Origin of the sequence: Enterobacter sp. RCC_40, from assembly GCF_041360735.1 — a bacterium.
Lineage (GTDB): Bacteria > Pseudomonadota > Gammaproteobacteria > Enterobacterales > Enterobacteriaceae > Enterobacter > Enterobacter ludwigii.
The window spans coordinates 727,495-740,197 of record NZ_JBFUPR010000001.1 but is presented as its reverse complement, the minus strand read 5'-3'; the positions used below and the strand labels follow the sequence as shown (position 1 = coordinate 740,197).

Genomic DNA, 12,703 nt, shown 5'->3' with positions numbered 1-12,703 from the left:
CCCACCACCATCATCTCAAAGCCAATCCAGTGATGTATTTCAAACGATGTGTCATGCATAGCAACAGACGATCACATCGGTGGCAACCGGCGCTTCACCGGTGAACTTTTCACGATCGACGTATTACACTGAGCATGTTCCGCCAGACCATCAAGCAACGCATCCAGTTGCTCAATCGACCGCACGACCAGCCTGATAACAAAGCAGTCTTCACCGGTGACTTTATCGCTCTCAATACATTCCGGCATGGCCTGAATGTACTTATCTACTTTTTGCAGCAACCCCGGTAAAGGACGAACCCGCACCAGCGCCTGCAACGTATACCCCAACGCCGTCAGATTGACGCGAGCGCCATACCCTTCAATCACCCCACGCTCTTCCAGTCTTTTCAGACGCTCTGCTGTACTGGGAGATGTCAGTCCAATACGTCCGCTGAGTACCTTTAGCGACATGCGCGCATCCTCAACCAGACAGGCCAGGATTTGGCGATCGATGTCATCGAGAAGGTTTTCCATCGTTTTTACCTAATTTAAAAAAGCCATCACTGTATTTCACCTTATATCAGCCATGTTATTCCCGACAGCGGTATTCGACAATATCGTCATTAATCAGGAGGTGAACAATGGGTGATGTACAAAAAGGCGTCTGGCAGATGATCCTGGCGATGTTAATTTCCGGCTCGATTGGCGCGTTTGTTCTGCTTTCCGGCCTGCCGGTGACGGAAGTGGTTTTCTGGCGATGCCTGATCGGGGCGATGGCCCTTTTTATTTTCATCCGAATAAGTCGAAAACCATTTAGTCCGCTCACCCGTGTCACGCTACTGCTGGCAATTCTGGGCGGTGTTGCGTTAGTGGTGAACTGGTTGCTGCTGTTCGCGGCTTATGAACGTATTTCAATCGGCCTTTCTACCGTGGTCTATAACACTCAGCCGTTTATGCTGGTGTTGATGGGGATGTTTTTAGGAGAACGCGTGAGCCTGGTGAAATGGGGTTGGCTCGTTCTCGCCTTTGGCGGCGTGGTCATCCTGCTCTCCAGTGAGCTGAATGGCGCACAGGGCGAAGGCTGGCTCGCAGGAATCGGTCTGGCGATGGGAGCCGCTTTCTTCTACGCACTGACAGCCATAATCGCCCGCAGACTGAAATCAGTTGCGCCCCAGCATATCGCCTTTATTCAGGTACTGACCGGCGTGGTCATGCTGTTGCCCTTCGCCCACCAGCCGGCATTATCAGCTGATTTCCCATGGCCGATTTTACTGACGTTAGGTGTCGTCCACACCGGGATCATGTATCAGTTGCTGTATAGCGCGATCCAGAAGCTCCCGACGCCCGTTACCGGTTCTCTGTCTTTTATCTATCCCGTGGTGGCCATAATTGTCGATAACGTAGTGTTCGGACACTCGCTGAATATCACGCAACTGGCAGGGGGTGCATTGATACTGTTTGCGGCGGCAGGTAATAACCTGGGCTGGGGCGAGAAAAAACCCCGCGAGTGCGGGGTTAGGATCAAATCAGCACATTAGCGACGGGCGCGAACAATCTGATATTTGCGCGTCAGATACTCCACCGGTGCGCTCCAGATATGCACCAGACGAGAGAACGGGAACAGCACAAACAGCGTCATCCCGAGCACCAGGTGCACGCGGAAGATAAACGCCACACCGTCAAGGTGCTCAGACGCACCACCGTGGAAAGTCACCACAGACTGTGCCCAGCCGACCAGCTTCATCATTTCGCTGCCATCCATATGCTGAGCCGAGAATGGAATGGTCAGCAGACCCAGCGCACACTGCACCATCAGCAGGGACAAAATCAGAATGTCCGCCCCGGTGGTGGTCGCGCGAACACGCGGACTGAACAAACGGCGTTTGAGCAGCAGTAAACCGCCCACCAGCGTCATCACGCCGCAGGCACCGCCGGCAATCATCGCCATTTTCTGCTTCACCTCAATCGGCAGGAATGACTCATACATCCAGTGCGGCGTCAGCATTCCGAGGAAGTGACCCGCAAAAATCCCCAGGATCCCGATGTGGAACAGGTTAGAAGCCAGGTTCATCCCTTTGCGATCGAGCATCTGGCTGGAGGCAGCACGCCAGGTGTACTGGCCGTAGTCATAACGCAGCCAGCTTCCCACCAGGAACACGGTGCCCGCGATATACGGGTAAATGTCAAAGAAGAACATGTTCAGGAAGTGCATTATTGCTGTCCTCCGTTAGAGATATTCAAATATTGCGGGGCAACGGCTCCGGCAAAACGACGTTGGTGAGCGGAGATTTCAGACTCACCGCAGTTCTGGTCAGCCATGAATTTCACCTGCTCCTCCTCCCAGACCGCATCCAGCGCCTGTGGCGTATCATCGCGGGCTTCATCGGCGATCTTCTCCGCAACTTTTTCACTGTCGACCGATGCGTTGGCGAGTTTCACCAGCAGGTCGAACAGCACCGCGTAACGGCTCTCGCGCTGCTGAAGTCGTGCGCCGAGCAGCGCCAGGATCGGCGCGATGTCCTGCAGCCCCCCCAGCGCCTCCTCTTTAGGCAACTGCGCCAGATACTCAAGATAGAGCGGCAGGTGGTCCGGCAGCTCGCGGCTGTCGAGCTGCAGGCCGTGTTGCTCGTACTGTCCCATCAGGTCAACCATCGCCTGACCGCGGTCACGTGACTCACCGTGAACATGTTCGAACAGCAGCAGCGACGTCGCGCGTCCGCGGTCAAACAGCTGGCTGTAATCCGCCTGCGCATCCAGTAAATCGCGCGCTAACAGGTCCCGGAGGAAAACGGCCAGTGTCTGGGCATCCTCTTTCTCAAGATTTTCAGATGACGCGAGTGCATCAAAGAACTCCTGCTGATGCTGCGCAAGCGCAGCATCCGGGTACTCGAGCAGGCGCGAAACAATGACAAGTTCAATCATTGGTGCGGCTCCGTTTTGCTCGTCACATCCAGGGCATCGATGCGGCGGCTGTTGAAGAGATTGAATTTCGTGTCTGAACCGTGGCAACCGTCGCCAAAGGTAAAGCCACAACCATTTTTCTCCGGGAAGGCTTCGCGAGCCAGTTCACGGTGGCTGCTCGGCACCACGAAACGGTCTTCGTAATTGGCAATCGCCAGGTAACGGTACATCTCCTGCGCCTGGGCTTCGGTCAGACCTACCGCTTCCAGTGCACGGGTATCGTTAACACCGTCAACGGTTTCAGCGCGTTTGAAGTGGCGCATCGCCAGCATACGTTTCAGCGCCAGCAGGACCGGCTGGGTATCCCCTGCGGTTAACAGGTTTGCCAGATACTGAACCGGGATACGCAGGCTTTCCACGTCTGGCAGAATGCCGTTGCTGCCCAGCTCACCCGCATCCGCAGCAGACTGGATCGGAGACAGCGGCGGCACGTACCAGACCATCGGCAGCGTGCGGTATTCCGGATGCAGCGGCAGCGCCAGCTTCCAGTCCATCGCCATTTTGTACACCGGAGACTGCTGCGCCGCGTCAATCACGCTCTGCGGAATGCCGTCTTTCAGCGCCTGCTCAATCACTTTCGGATCGTTAGGATCAAGGAAAACGTCCAGCTGACGCTGATAGAGATCTTTCTCGTTCTCAGTGCTGGCTGCATTTTCAATCGCGTCCGCGTCGTACAGCAGCACGCCGAGGTAACGAATACGGCCCACGCAGCTCTCAGAGCAGACGGTTGGCATACCGGCTTCAATACGCGGATAGCAGAAGATGCACTTCTCAGACTTGCCGCTCTTCCAGTTGAAGTAGATTTTTTTGTACGGGCAACCGGTAATACACATACGCCAGCCGCGGCACTTATCCTGGTCGATCAGCACAATGCCATCTTCTTCACGCTTATAGATGGCTCCGCTCGGACAGGTCGCCACGCACGCCGGGTTAAGGCAGTGCTCGCACAGACGCGGCAGATACATCATGAAGGTGTTTTCGAACTGGCCGAACATCGCCTTCTGCATATTCTCGAAGTTCTGGTCTTTGGCGCGTTTTTCGAACTCGCCGCCCAGAATCTCTTCCCAGTTTGGACCGCTGGTGATCTTATCCATACGCTGTCCGGTAATGAGCGAGCGTGGACGTGCGATCGGCTGATGTTTGCTTTCCGGCGCGTTGTGCAGGTTCTGGTAGTCGTAATCAAACGGCTCGTAGTAATCATCGATGCCCGGCAGATGCGGGTTGGCGAAGATTTTACCGAGCAGCATCGCACGGTTACCCATGCGCGGTTGCAGTTTACCGTTGATTTTACGGATCCAGCCGCCCTTCCATTTCTCCTGGTTTTCCCAGTCGGTCGGGAAGCCTGTGCCGGGTTTACTTTCCACGTTATTGAACCACGCGTACTCCATCCCTTCGCGGCTGGTCCAGACGTTTTTACAGGTGACTGAGCAGGTATGACAGCCGATGCATTTATCCAGATTCAGCACCATGCCGACTTGTGAACGAATTTTCATTTTACGCTCTCCTGTACCTGGTCATTACCTTCGCCGTCTAACCAGTTAATATTCTTCATCTTACGTACCACCACGAACTCATCGCGGTTAGATCCTACCGTGCCGTAGTAGTTAAAGCCGTAGGCCAGCTGCGCATAGCCGCCGATCATGTGCGTCGGTTTTGGCGTAATACGGGTCACGGAGTTGTGAATGCCGCCGCGCTGCTCGGTGATTTCAGAACCCGGCAGGTTAACGATACGTTCCTGCGCGTGGTACATCATGGTCATCCCGGCCGGGACACGCTGGCTGACAACCGCACGCGCCGTCAGCGCACCGTTGCTGTTGAACACTTCGATCCAGTCGTTATCTTCAATGCCCAGATCTTTGGCGTCCGTCTCGCTCATCCACACAATCGGGCCACCGCGGGACAACGTCAGCATCAGCAGGTTGTCGCTGTAGGTGGAGTGAATGCCCCACTTCTGGTGTGGCGTCAGGAAGTTCAGCGCCTTCTCCGGGTTACCGTTCGATTTCGTACCCATTACCGCTTTCACGGAGCGGGTATCGATTGGCGGACGATAAACTAGCAGGCTCTCACCGAAGTCGCGCATCCACTGGTGATCCTGATACAGGGACTGACGACCGGACAGGGTACGCCATGGGATCAGTTCGTGAACGTTGGTGTAGCCAGCGTTGTAGGAGACGTGTTCATCTTCCAGGCCAGACCAGGTCGGGCTGGAGATAATTTTGCGCGGCTGAGCCTGAATATCGCGGAAGCGGATCTTCTCTTCCTCTTTATTCGTCGCCAGATGGGTATGATCGCGACCGGTAAACTCACTCAGTGCCGCCCATGCTTTCACCGCCACGTGACCGTTGGTTTCCGGTGCCAGAGTCAGGATCATTTCTGCAGCATCAATGGCCGTGTTCAGCATTGGCTGGCCTTTGGCCGGGCCGTCCGCTTTGGTGTAATTGAGCTTACGCAGCAGGTCCATTTCGCTCTGGGTATTCCACGCAATCCCTTTACCCCCGTTACCGATTTTTTCCATCAGCGGGCCGATAGAGGTAAAGCGTTCGTACGTTGCCGGGTAGTCACGTTCAACGGGAATAATGTGCGGCGCAGTCACACCCGGGATCAGGTCACACTCGCCTTTTTTCCAGTCCTTCACGTCCAGCGGCTGCGCCAGTTCGGCTGCAGAGTCGTGCTGAATCGGCAGGGTCACCACATCGGTCTCTTTGCCCAGATGTCCTACGCACACTTCGGAGAATTTCTTCGCGATATCTTTGTAGATATCCCAGTCGCTTTTGGATTCCCACGCCGGGTCAACGGCTGCAGACAGCGGATGAATAAACGGATGCATATCCGAGGTATTCATGTCGTCTTTTTCATACCAGGTAGCGGTTGGCAGCACGATATCGGAATACAGGCAGGTACTGGACAGACGGAAGTCCAGCGTCACAACCAGATCCAGCTTGCCGTCCAGACCGTTGTCTTTCCACTCCACTTCTTCTGGTTTCACGCCGCCCTGCTTGCCCAGATCTTTCCCCTGAATACCGTTTTCAGTACCCAGCAGATATTTCAGCATGTACTCGTGGCCTTTACCGGAGGAGCCCAGCAGGTTAGAGCGCCAGATAAACAGGTTACGCGGATGGTTTTTGCCGTTTTCAGGCTGCTCGGCCGCAAAGCGAATGGTGCCGTCTTTCAGTGCCTTGACGGTGTAATCCGCCGGGGTCATGCCCGCTTTCTTCGCCTCGTCGGCAATGCGCAGCGGGTTAGTCCCTAACTGAGGTGCAGACGGCAGCCAGCCCATGCGTTCAGCGCGGACGTTGAAGTCGATCAGGTGGCCGCTGTAGCGGGATTTATCCGCCATTGGCGACAGCAATTCCTGGGCCGTTACCGTCTCATAGCGCCACTGGCTGGAGTGGTTGTAGAAATAAGACGTACTGTTCATATGACGCGCCGGACGCTGCCAGTCGAGGGCAAACGCCAGTGGCTGCCAGCCCGTCTGCGGACGCAGTTTTTCCTGGCCGACATAGTGCGCCCAGCCGCCGCCGCTTTGCCCCACACAACCGCAGAAGATCAGCATGTTGATCAGGCCACGATAGTTCATATCAAGGTGATACCAGTGGTTCAGACCGGCACCAACAATGATCATTGAACGGCCATGCGTCTTGTCAGCATTTTCAGCGAATTCACGGGCGATACGGGTGATGTGTGCACGCGGTACGCCAGTGATCTGCTCTGCCCAGGCTGGGGTATACGCTTTGATGTCGTCGTAGCTGGTTGCGCAGTTTTCATCATTCAGGCCGCGCTCCAGGCCGTAGTTGGCCAGCGTCAGGTCATACACGGTTGTCACTAACGCCGTCGACCCATCCGCCAGCTGCAGACGTTTGACCGGCAGCTTATGCATCAGGATGTTCTGCAGCTCAACTTTGTTGAAATGCTCGGACCCTTCGCCGCCGAAGTACGGGAAGCCCACATCAGCAATTTCGTCCTGGCTACCCAACATGCTCAGACGCAGTTCAGTCTCTTCACCGGTGGTACCGTTACGCTGCTCGAGGTTCCACTTGCCCTTCTCGCCCCAGCGGAAACCGATAGAGCCGTTAGGTGCCACCAGCTCGCCGTTATTGTTATAGGCGACCGTTTTCCACTCAGGATTGTTTTCCTGACCCAGCGCATCCACCAGATCGGCGGCACGCAGCGTGCGGCCCGCTGCATAATAGCCATCACGCTCTTCCAGCATGACCAGCATCGGCATGTCGGTATAACGACGGACATAGTCAGTAAAGTACTGGCTGGGTTTATCGAGGTGGAACTCACGCAGCATCACGTGGCCCATCGCCAGCGCCATCGCGGAGTCGGTACCCTGTTTAGGTGCCAGCCACAGGTCGCACAGCTTGGCAATTTCCGCATAGTCCGGGGTCACCGCAACGGTTTTGGTGCCTTTGTAACGCACTTCCGTGAAGAAGTGGGCATCCGGCGTACGGGTCTGTGGAACGTTAGAACCCCAGGCAATAATGTAGCTGGAGTTGTACCAGTCAGCGGATTCCGGCACGTCGGTCTGCTCGCCCCAGGTCTGCGGAGAGGCTGGCGGCAGGTCGCAGTACCAGTCGTAGAAGCTCAGACAGGTTCCGCCGATAAGCGACAGATAACGAGCACCTGAGGCGTAAGAGACCATCGACATCGCTGGGATAGGCGAGAAGCCCGCGACGCGGTCCGGTCCGTAGGTTTTGACGGTATAAACGTTAGAGGCAGCAATCAGTTCGTTGACCTCTTTCCAGGAAGAACGAACAAAGCCACCGCGACCGCGCGCCTGCTTAAAGCTTTTTGCTTTGTCGGCATCTTCGATAATGGATGCCCAGGCATCAACCGGATCGCTGTGCAGCACTTTCGCTTCACGCCACATTTTCATCAGGCGTTTGCGCATCAGAGGGTATTTCAGACGGTTGGCGCTGTACAGATACCAGGAGTAGCTTGCACCACGCGGGCAGCCACGAGGTTCGTGGTTTGGCATATCCGGACGGGTACGCGGATAGTCGGTCTGCTGCATTTCCCATGTCACCAGGCCGTTTTTAACGAAAATCTTCCAGCTACATGAGCCAGTGCAGTTCACGCCGTGGGTCGAACGGACGACTTTGTCATGCTGCCAGCGCTGACGGTAACCGTCTTCCCAGTCCCGGTTGGTCTCCAGAACCTGGCCGTGCCCATCGGCAAAAGTTTCACCCTTCTGTTTGAAGTAGCGAAACCGGTCCAAAAATTTGCTCATCGGGTATCTCCTGTGTGGAGCCTGTGGCTCTCTAAATCGACATTGCTGATTTGCAGCGAAGGTAACGCTCTGATAGATGGCGAGAATTGATAACGATCAAGGCGGAGAGGGAGTTTCAGGTGGGGTATTAGATCGGATACCACCAAAGCGGTAGATTTTTAATTTTTATAAGCCATTAATTTATAATGATATTTATAATTTATCGTACAAAAAGCAGGGCTAAATTTAACATCTCAGGTATTAAGGGGTAGACCGCCCTGTAAAGCGATGGCGATCACAGTGTTACCCGCAGGCATTGTTCCTCAAACGCCATCAGTATGTTGTAACTACTGTAATAATAAAAAAACGCGGCCCGAAGGCCGCGCAAACGGATAATCACACTTACTTATTTTTCTTGGTATTACGGCCATATACCAGCCACGTAATCACTACGCAGGCGATATAGAAAACGAGGAAGACTTTCATTGCCCCTGCCGGAGAGCCGGTCAGGTCCAGAGAGATACCGAACGCTTTCGGAATAAAGAAGCCGCCAATTGCGCCGATGGCAGAGATAAAGCCCAGTGCAGCAGCCGTATCCGTCGCGGCTTCACGCATGGCCTGCTCTTCGCTTCCGCCCTGCGCTTTAACGCGATCCATCGTCAGCTTGCGGAAGATAACGGAAATCATCTGGAAGGTCGATGCGCTACCCAGACCGGCCGTCAGGAACAGCACCATAAACACGCCGAAGAAGGCGGTAAAGTTGCCACCCTGGCCATTGGCTGGCAGCGTCAGGAACAGCAGCGCACAGAAAATAGCCATGATCACAAAGTTCACCAGCGTCACGCGTGTTCCGCCCAGACGGTCAGACACCATCCCGCCCAGTGAACGCGCCAGGGCACCGATGAACGGACCAAAGAAGGCAAACTGCAGGATCTGCACTTCCGGGAACTGTGTTTTGGACAGCATGGCAAAGCCTGCGGAGAAACCGATAAACGACCCGAAGGTTGCCAGATAAAGCAGCGCCATGACCCACAGGTGGCCGCGTTTCAGCACCGGCAACTGCTCGCTCAGCGAAGCCTTAGATGCCGACAGATCGTTCATAAAGAACCATGCCGCCAGGGTGAAGACCACCAGGAACGGAACCCAAATCCACGCCGCATTCTGCAGGTACAGGGAAGAACCATCCGCCTGCTCGACGCCACCGCCACCAAAGGCTGCAAAAATGGAGACAGAGATTGCCAGCGGTGCAATTAACTGCATCACGCTTACGCCCATGTTTCCCAGACCGCCGTTAATACCCAGCGCACCGCCCTGCTTCGCTTTCGGGAAGAAGAAGCTGATGTTCGCCATACTGGAGGCGAAGTTAGCGCCAGCAAAACCGCACAGCAGGGAGATAATCACGAACACGCTGAAAGGCGTGGAGGTATCCTGCACCGCAAAACCCAGCCACACGCAAGGTACAATCATGATGCCCGTACTGAACGCCGTCCAGCGACGACCACCAAACACCGGCACCATAAACGCGTAAGGGACGCGCAGCAGCGCACCGGACAGCGACGGCAACGCGGTCAGCATAAACAGCTGATCGGTCGTAAAGGTAAAACCCACTTTTGGCAGATTGACTGCTACTGCACTAAACAACATCCATACGCAAAATGCTAACAGCAAACACGGAACGGAAATCCACAGATTCCGGCTCGCTATACGATGGCCGCGCTGTTGCCAGAACGCCGGATCCTCTGGACGCCATTCAGTAATAACGGCACCATTTTCCCTTTCGGGAGCGGATGAGTGACTCATAGACACCTCTGATTCTCGAATGATGCTGCAAACATTAGGGTTTTAGGGCGGCGGTAAGTTGATATAAATCAAAGGAAAAGTGGGAGGTTTTACAGCGCGAAAAAAGCCCTTATCCTTAGTGAGTAGGCTATTTCAGTAAAAAAGACGTGGTTTTTCACGGCACTGAAGCGTCTCCGATACCGCCTCCTCCTGCCGCTTACTCCGTTGGCAATTTAGGGGTAATCCTTTATTGGTATGGGTATACTCCTGGGTATGCACCAGAATAGCGCCATTCCTGCAAGCAGGCCACGTCAGGAGCCCGGCAACTCTATGTTAAAAAGATGTTTATCTCCGCTAACACTGGTTAACCAGTTGGCACTGATCGTTATGCTGTCCACCGCCCTCGGTGTGACCGGTATGGCGATCTCTGGCTGGCTGGTACAGGGCGTACAGGGTAATGCGCATGCCATCAACGAGGCAGGCTCTCTACGCATGCAGAGTTATCGCCTGCTGGCGTCGGTACCGCTGACGGAAGACGATCAGCCTTTGATCGACGAAATGGAGCGTACCGCGTTCAGCCCGGAGCTGGAACGTGCCGCCATCCGTGACGGGCAGGAATCACAGCTTAAATCCCTGCAAAACTACTGGCACACCCAGCTTCAGCCTGGTCTGAAACAGGCACGCAATACTGAGACCGTAGCACGGGACGTCGCGGGCTTTGTGTCGCGCATTGACGCGCTGGTCTCCTCTTTCGATCAGACCACAGAATTGCGTATCGACCGGGTGCTGATGGTTCACCGTGCCATGGCGTTGTTTATGGGGCTGCTGCTGATTTTCACCATCCTCTGGCTGCGCGCCCGGCTGTTGAACCCCTGGAAACAGTTGCTGGCAATGGCCCGCGCGGTAACCGCACGCGATTTTACTCAGCGCACGCATATCAGCGGGCGGAATGAAATGGCGATGCTGGGCCAGGCGCTCAATACCATGTCCGAAGAACTCTCCGAAAGCTACGCCGTGCTGGAAAAACGCGTGCAGGAGAAAACGGCAGGGCTGGAGCAGAAAAACGAAATCCTCTCCTTCCTGTGGCAGGCCAATCGTCGTCTGCATATGCAGGTGCCGTTATGTGAACGCCTCTCGCCGGTGCTGAATGGCCTGCAAAATCTGACCTTGCTGCATGACCTGGAGCTGCGGGTCTACGATGTTGAAGATGAAGATAATCATCAGGAATTTACCTGTCAGTCCGACATGTCCTGCGATGACAAAGGCTGTCATCTTTGCCCGCGAGGCTTGCCGCCCCTCACCTCCGGCGGTACGACACTGAAGTGGCGACTGACGGACAGCCATACCCAGTACGGTATCCTGCTGGCCACGCTGCCCGCCGGGCGGCATCTGAGCCACGATCAGCAGCAGCTGGTCGATACGCTGGTCGAGCAGCTGACCGCTACGCTGGCGCTCGACCGCCATCAGGAAAAGCAACAGCAGCTGATCGTCATGGAAGAGCGTGCGACTATCGCGCGCGAACTGCATGACTCCATCGCCCAGTCGCTCTCCTGTATGAAAATGCAGGTCAGCTGTCTGCAGATGCAGGATGCGGAGATGCCGGAAAGCAACAAACAGCTGCTGAGCCAGATCCGCAACGAACTCAATACCTCATGGATTCAGCTTCGCGAGCTATTAACCACCTTCCGCCTGCAGCTGACCGAGCCTGGCCTGCGCCCCGCGCTGGAGTCCAGTTGCCATGAATTTAGCGCCCGACTGGGGTTCCCGGTGAAGCTTGATTATCAGCTGCCGCCGCGGTTTGTCCCCTCCCATCAGGCGATTCATCTACTGCAGATCGCCCGTGAAGCCCTGAGCAACGTGCTCAAACACGCTGACGCGACGGCGGTCACCGTTACCGTCAGCCAGCACGATAATCAGGTCAGGCTCACGGTTCATGACAACGGCTGCGGCGTGCCGGAAAATGCCGAAAGAACTAACCATTATGGTTTAATTATCATGCGAGACCGCGCCCAAAGCCTGCGCGGTGATTGCCAGGTTCGCCGGCGAGAGACAGGTGGCACGGAAGTCGTGGTCACCTTTATTCCCGAAAAACCGCTCACAACTGCTCAAGGAGAAACCCATGACTAATCAGGAACCGGCATCCATCCTGTTGATCGACGACCATCCGATGCTGCGTACTGGCGTTAAACAGCTGGTCAGCATGGCACCCGATATCACCGTCGTTGGCGAAGCCAGCAATGGCGAACAGGGCATTGAGCTTGCCGAATCGCTTGATCCCGATCTGATCCTGCTCGATCTCAACATGCCGGGCATGAACGGTCTGGAAACGCTCGACAAGCTGCGGGAAAAATCGCTCTCCGGACGCGTAGTGGTCTTTAGCGTCTCGAACCATGAAGAGGATGTGGTGACGGCGCTCAAGCGTGGCGCGGACGGCTACCTGCTGAAAGATATGGAGCCGGAAGACCTGCTTAAGGCCCTGCAACAGGCCGCCGCGGGTGAGATGGTACTGAGCGAAGCCTTAACCCCGGTGCTGGCCGCCAGCCTGCGGGCAAACCGCGCCACCTCGGATCGCGATGTCAGTCAGTTAACGCCGCGTGAGCGCGATATTCTGAAGCTGATTGCCCAGGGCCTGCCGAATAAAATGATTGCGCGTCGCCTGGATATCACCGAAAGCACGGTCAAAGTGCATGTGAAACATATGCTGAAGAAAATGAAGTTAAAATCCCGGGTTGAAGCCGCGGTATGGGTACACCAGGAACGTATTTTTTAA

Annotated in this window: 9 protein-coding genes; 3 read left to right on the top strand and 6 right to left on the bottom strand. The window is 55.4% G+C overall.

The features are described from left to right. Window positions 1-71 precede the first annotated feature (71 nt). Complete coding sequence (locus tag AB6731_RS03395) at window positions 72-515, bottom strand: Lrp/AsnC family transcriptional regulator (protein WP_014170457.1); 444 nt, start codon at window positions 513-515, stop codon at window positions 72-74. Window positions 516-622: 107 nt separating this feature from the next. On the opposite strand from AB6731_RS03395, the gene AB6731_RS03390 reads away from it, so the two are divergent. Beyond that, the gene (locus AB6731_RS03390; protein WP_371005886.1) at window positions 623-1,519 is read left to right on the top strand and encodes a DMT family transporter; all 897 of its coding nucleotides are present in this window, start codon (window positions 623-625) and stop codon (window positions 1,517-1,519) included. Here AB6731_RS03390 and narI read toward each other — a convergent pair. The 5 genes from narI to AB6731_RS03365 form a co-directional block, all read right to left on the bottom strand. After that, entirely contained in the window at window positions 1,516-2,193 is a 678-nt protein-coding gene (narI, locus tag AB6731_RS03385; RefSeq protein WP_014170469.1) for a respiratory nitrate reductase subunit gamma, read from the bottom strand. The two genes, AB6731_RS03390 and narI, sit on opposite strands and share 4 nt — an antisense overlap. After that, window positions 2,193-2,903 carry a nitrate reductase molybdenum cofactor assembly chaperone gene (gene narJ / locus AB6731_RS03380; RefSeq protein WP_047366388.1) on the bottom strand — a complete coding sequence of 237 codons (711 nt, stop codon included), beginning with the start codon at window positions 2,901-2,903 and terminating at the stop codon, window positions 2,193-2,195. The genes narI and narJ overlap by 1 nt, the downstream gene beginning before the upstream one ends. Next, complete coding sequence (gene narH, locus AB6731_RS03375; protein ID WP_371005885.1) at window positions 2,900-4,435, bottom strand: nitrate reductase subunit beta; 1,536 nt, start codon at window positions 4,433-4,435, stop codon at window positions 2,900-2,902. Before narH ends, narJ begins: the two co-directional genes overlap by 4 nt. After that, window positions 4,432-8,175 (bottom strand): nitrate reductase subunit alpha, encoded by a 3,744-nt coding sequence (locus tag AB6731_RS03370; RefSeq protein ID WP_025203923.1) that lies wholly within the window; start codon window positions 8,173-8,175, stop codon window positions 4,432-4,434. The genes narH and AB6731_RS03370 overlap by 4 nt, the downstream gene beginning before the upstream one ends. A 381-nt stretch (window positions 8,176-8,556) precedes the next feature. Further along, the gene (locus AB6731_RS03365; protein WP_063214300.1) at window positions 8,557-9,954 is read right to left on the bottom strand and encodes a NarK family nitrate/nitrite MFS transporter; all 1,398 of its coding nucleotides are present in this window, start codon (window positions 9,952-9,954) and stop codon (window positions 8,557-8,559) included. Between the two features lie 309 nt (window positions 9,955-10,263). Here AB6731_RS03365 and narX point away from each other — a divergent pair, with 309 nt between their 5' ends. Continuing rightward, complete coding sequence (gene narX / locus AB6731_RS03360; RefSeq protein WP_025203922.1) at window positions 10,264-12,060, top strand: nitrate/nitrite two-component system sensor histidine kinase NarX; 1,797 nt, start codon at window positions 10,264-10,266, stop codon at window positions 12,058-12,060. Next, on the top strand, window positions 12,053-12,703 hold the full coding sequence (gene narL, locus AB6731_RS03355; RefSeq protein WP_003856701.1) for a two-component system response regulator NarL: 651 nt from the start codon (window positions 12,053-12,055) through the stop codon (window positions 12,701-12,703). Before narX ends, narL begins: the two co-directional genes overlap by 8 nt.

Excerpts from the sequence above, each read along its gene's own strand:
- AB6731_RS03370 (WP_025203923.1), bottom strand. The coding sequence starts at position 8,175 with ATGAGCAAATTTTTGGACCGGTTTCGCTACTTCAAACAGAAGGGTGAA.
- AB6731_RS03365 (WP_063214300.1), bottom strand. The coding sequence starts at position 9,954 with ATGAGTCACTCATCCGCTCCCGAAAGGGAAAATGGTGCCGTTATTACT.
- narX (WP_025203922.1), top strand. The coding sequence starts at position 10,264 with ATGTTAAAAAGATGTTTATCTCCGCTAACACTGGTTAACCAGTTGGCA.
- AB6731_RS03390 (WP_371005886.1), top strand. The coding sequence starts at position 623 with ATGGGTGATGTACAAAAAGGCGTCTGGCAGATGATCCTGGCGATGTTA.
- narL (WP_003856701.1), top strand. The coding sequence starts at position 12,053 with ATGACTAATCAGGAACCGGCATCCATCCTGTTGATCGACGACCATCCG.
- narH (WP_371005885.1), bottom strand. The coding sequence starts at position 4,435 with ATGAAAATTCGTTCACAAGTCGGCATGGTGCTGAATCTGGATAAATGC.
- AB6731_RS03395 (WP_014170457.1), bottom strand. The coding sequence starts at position 515 with ATGGAAAACCTTCTCGATGACATCGATCGCCAAATCCTGGCCTGTCTG.
- narJ (WP_047366388.1), bottom strand. The coding sequence starts at position 2,903 with ATGATTGAACTTGTCATTGTTTCGCGCCTGCTCGAGTACCCGGATGCT.
- narI (WP_014170469.1), bottom strand. The coding sequence starts at position 2,193 with ATGCACTTCCTGAACATGTTCTTCTTTGACATTTACCCGTATATCGCG.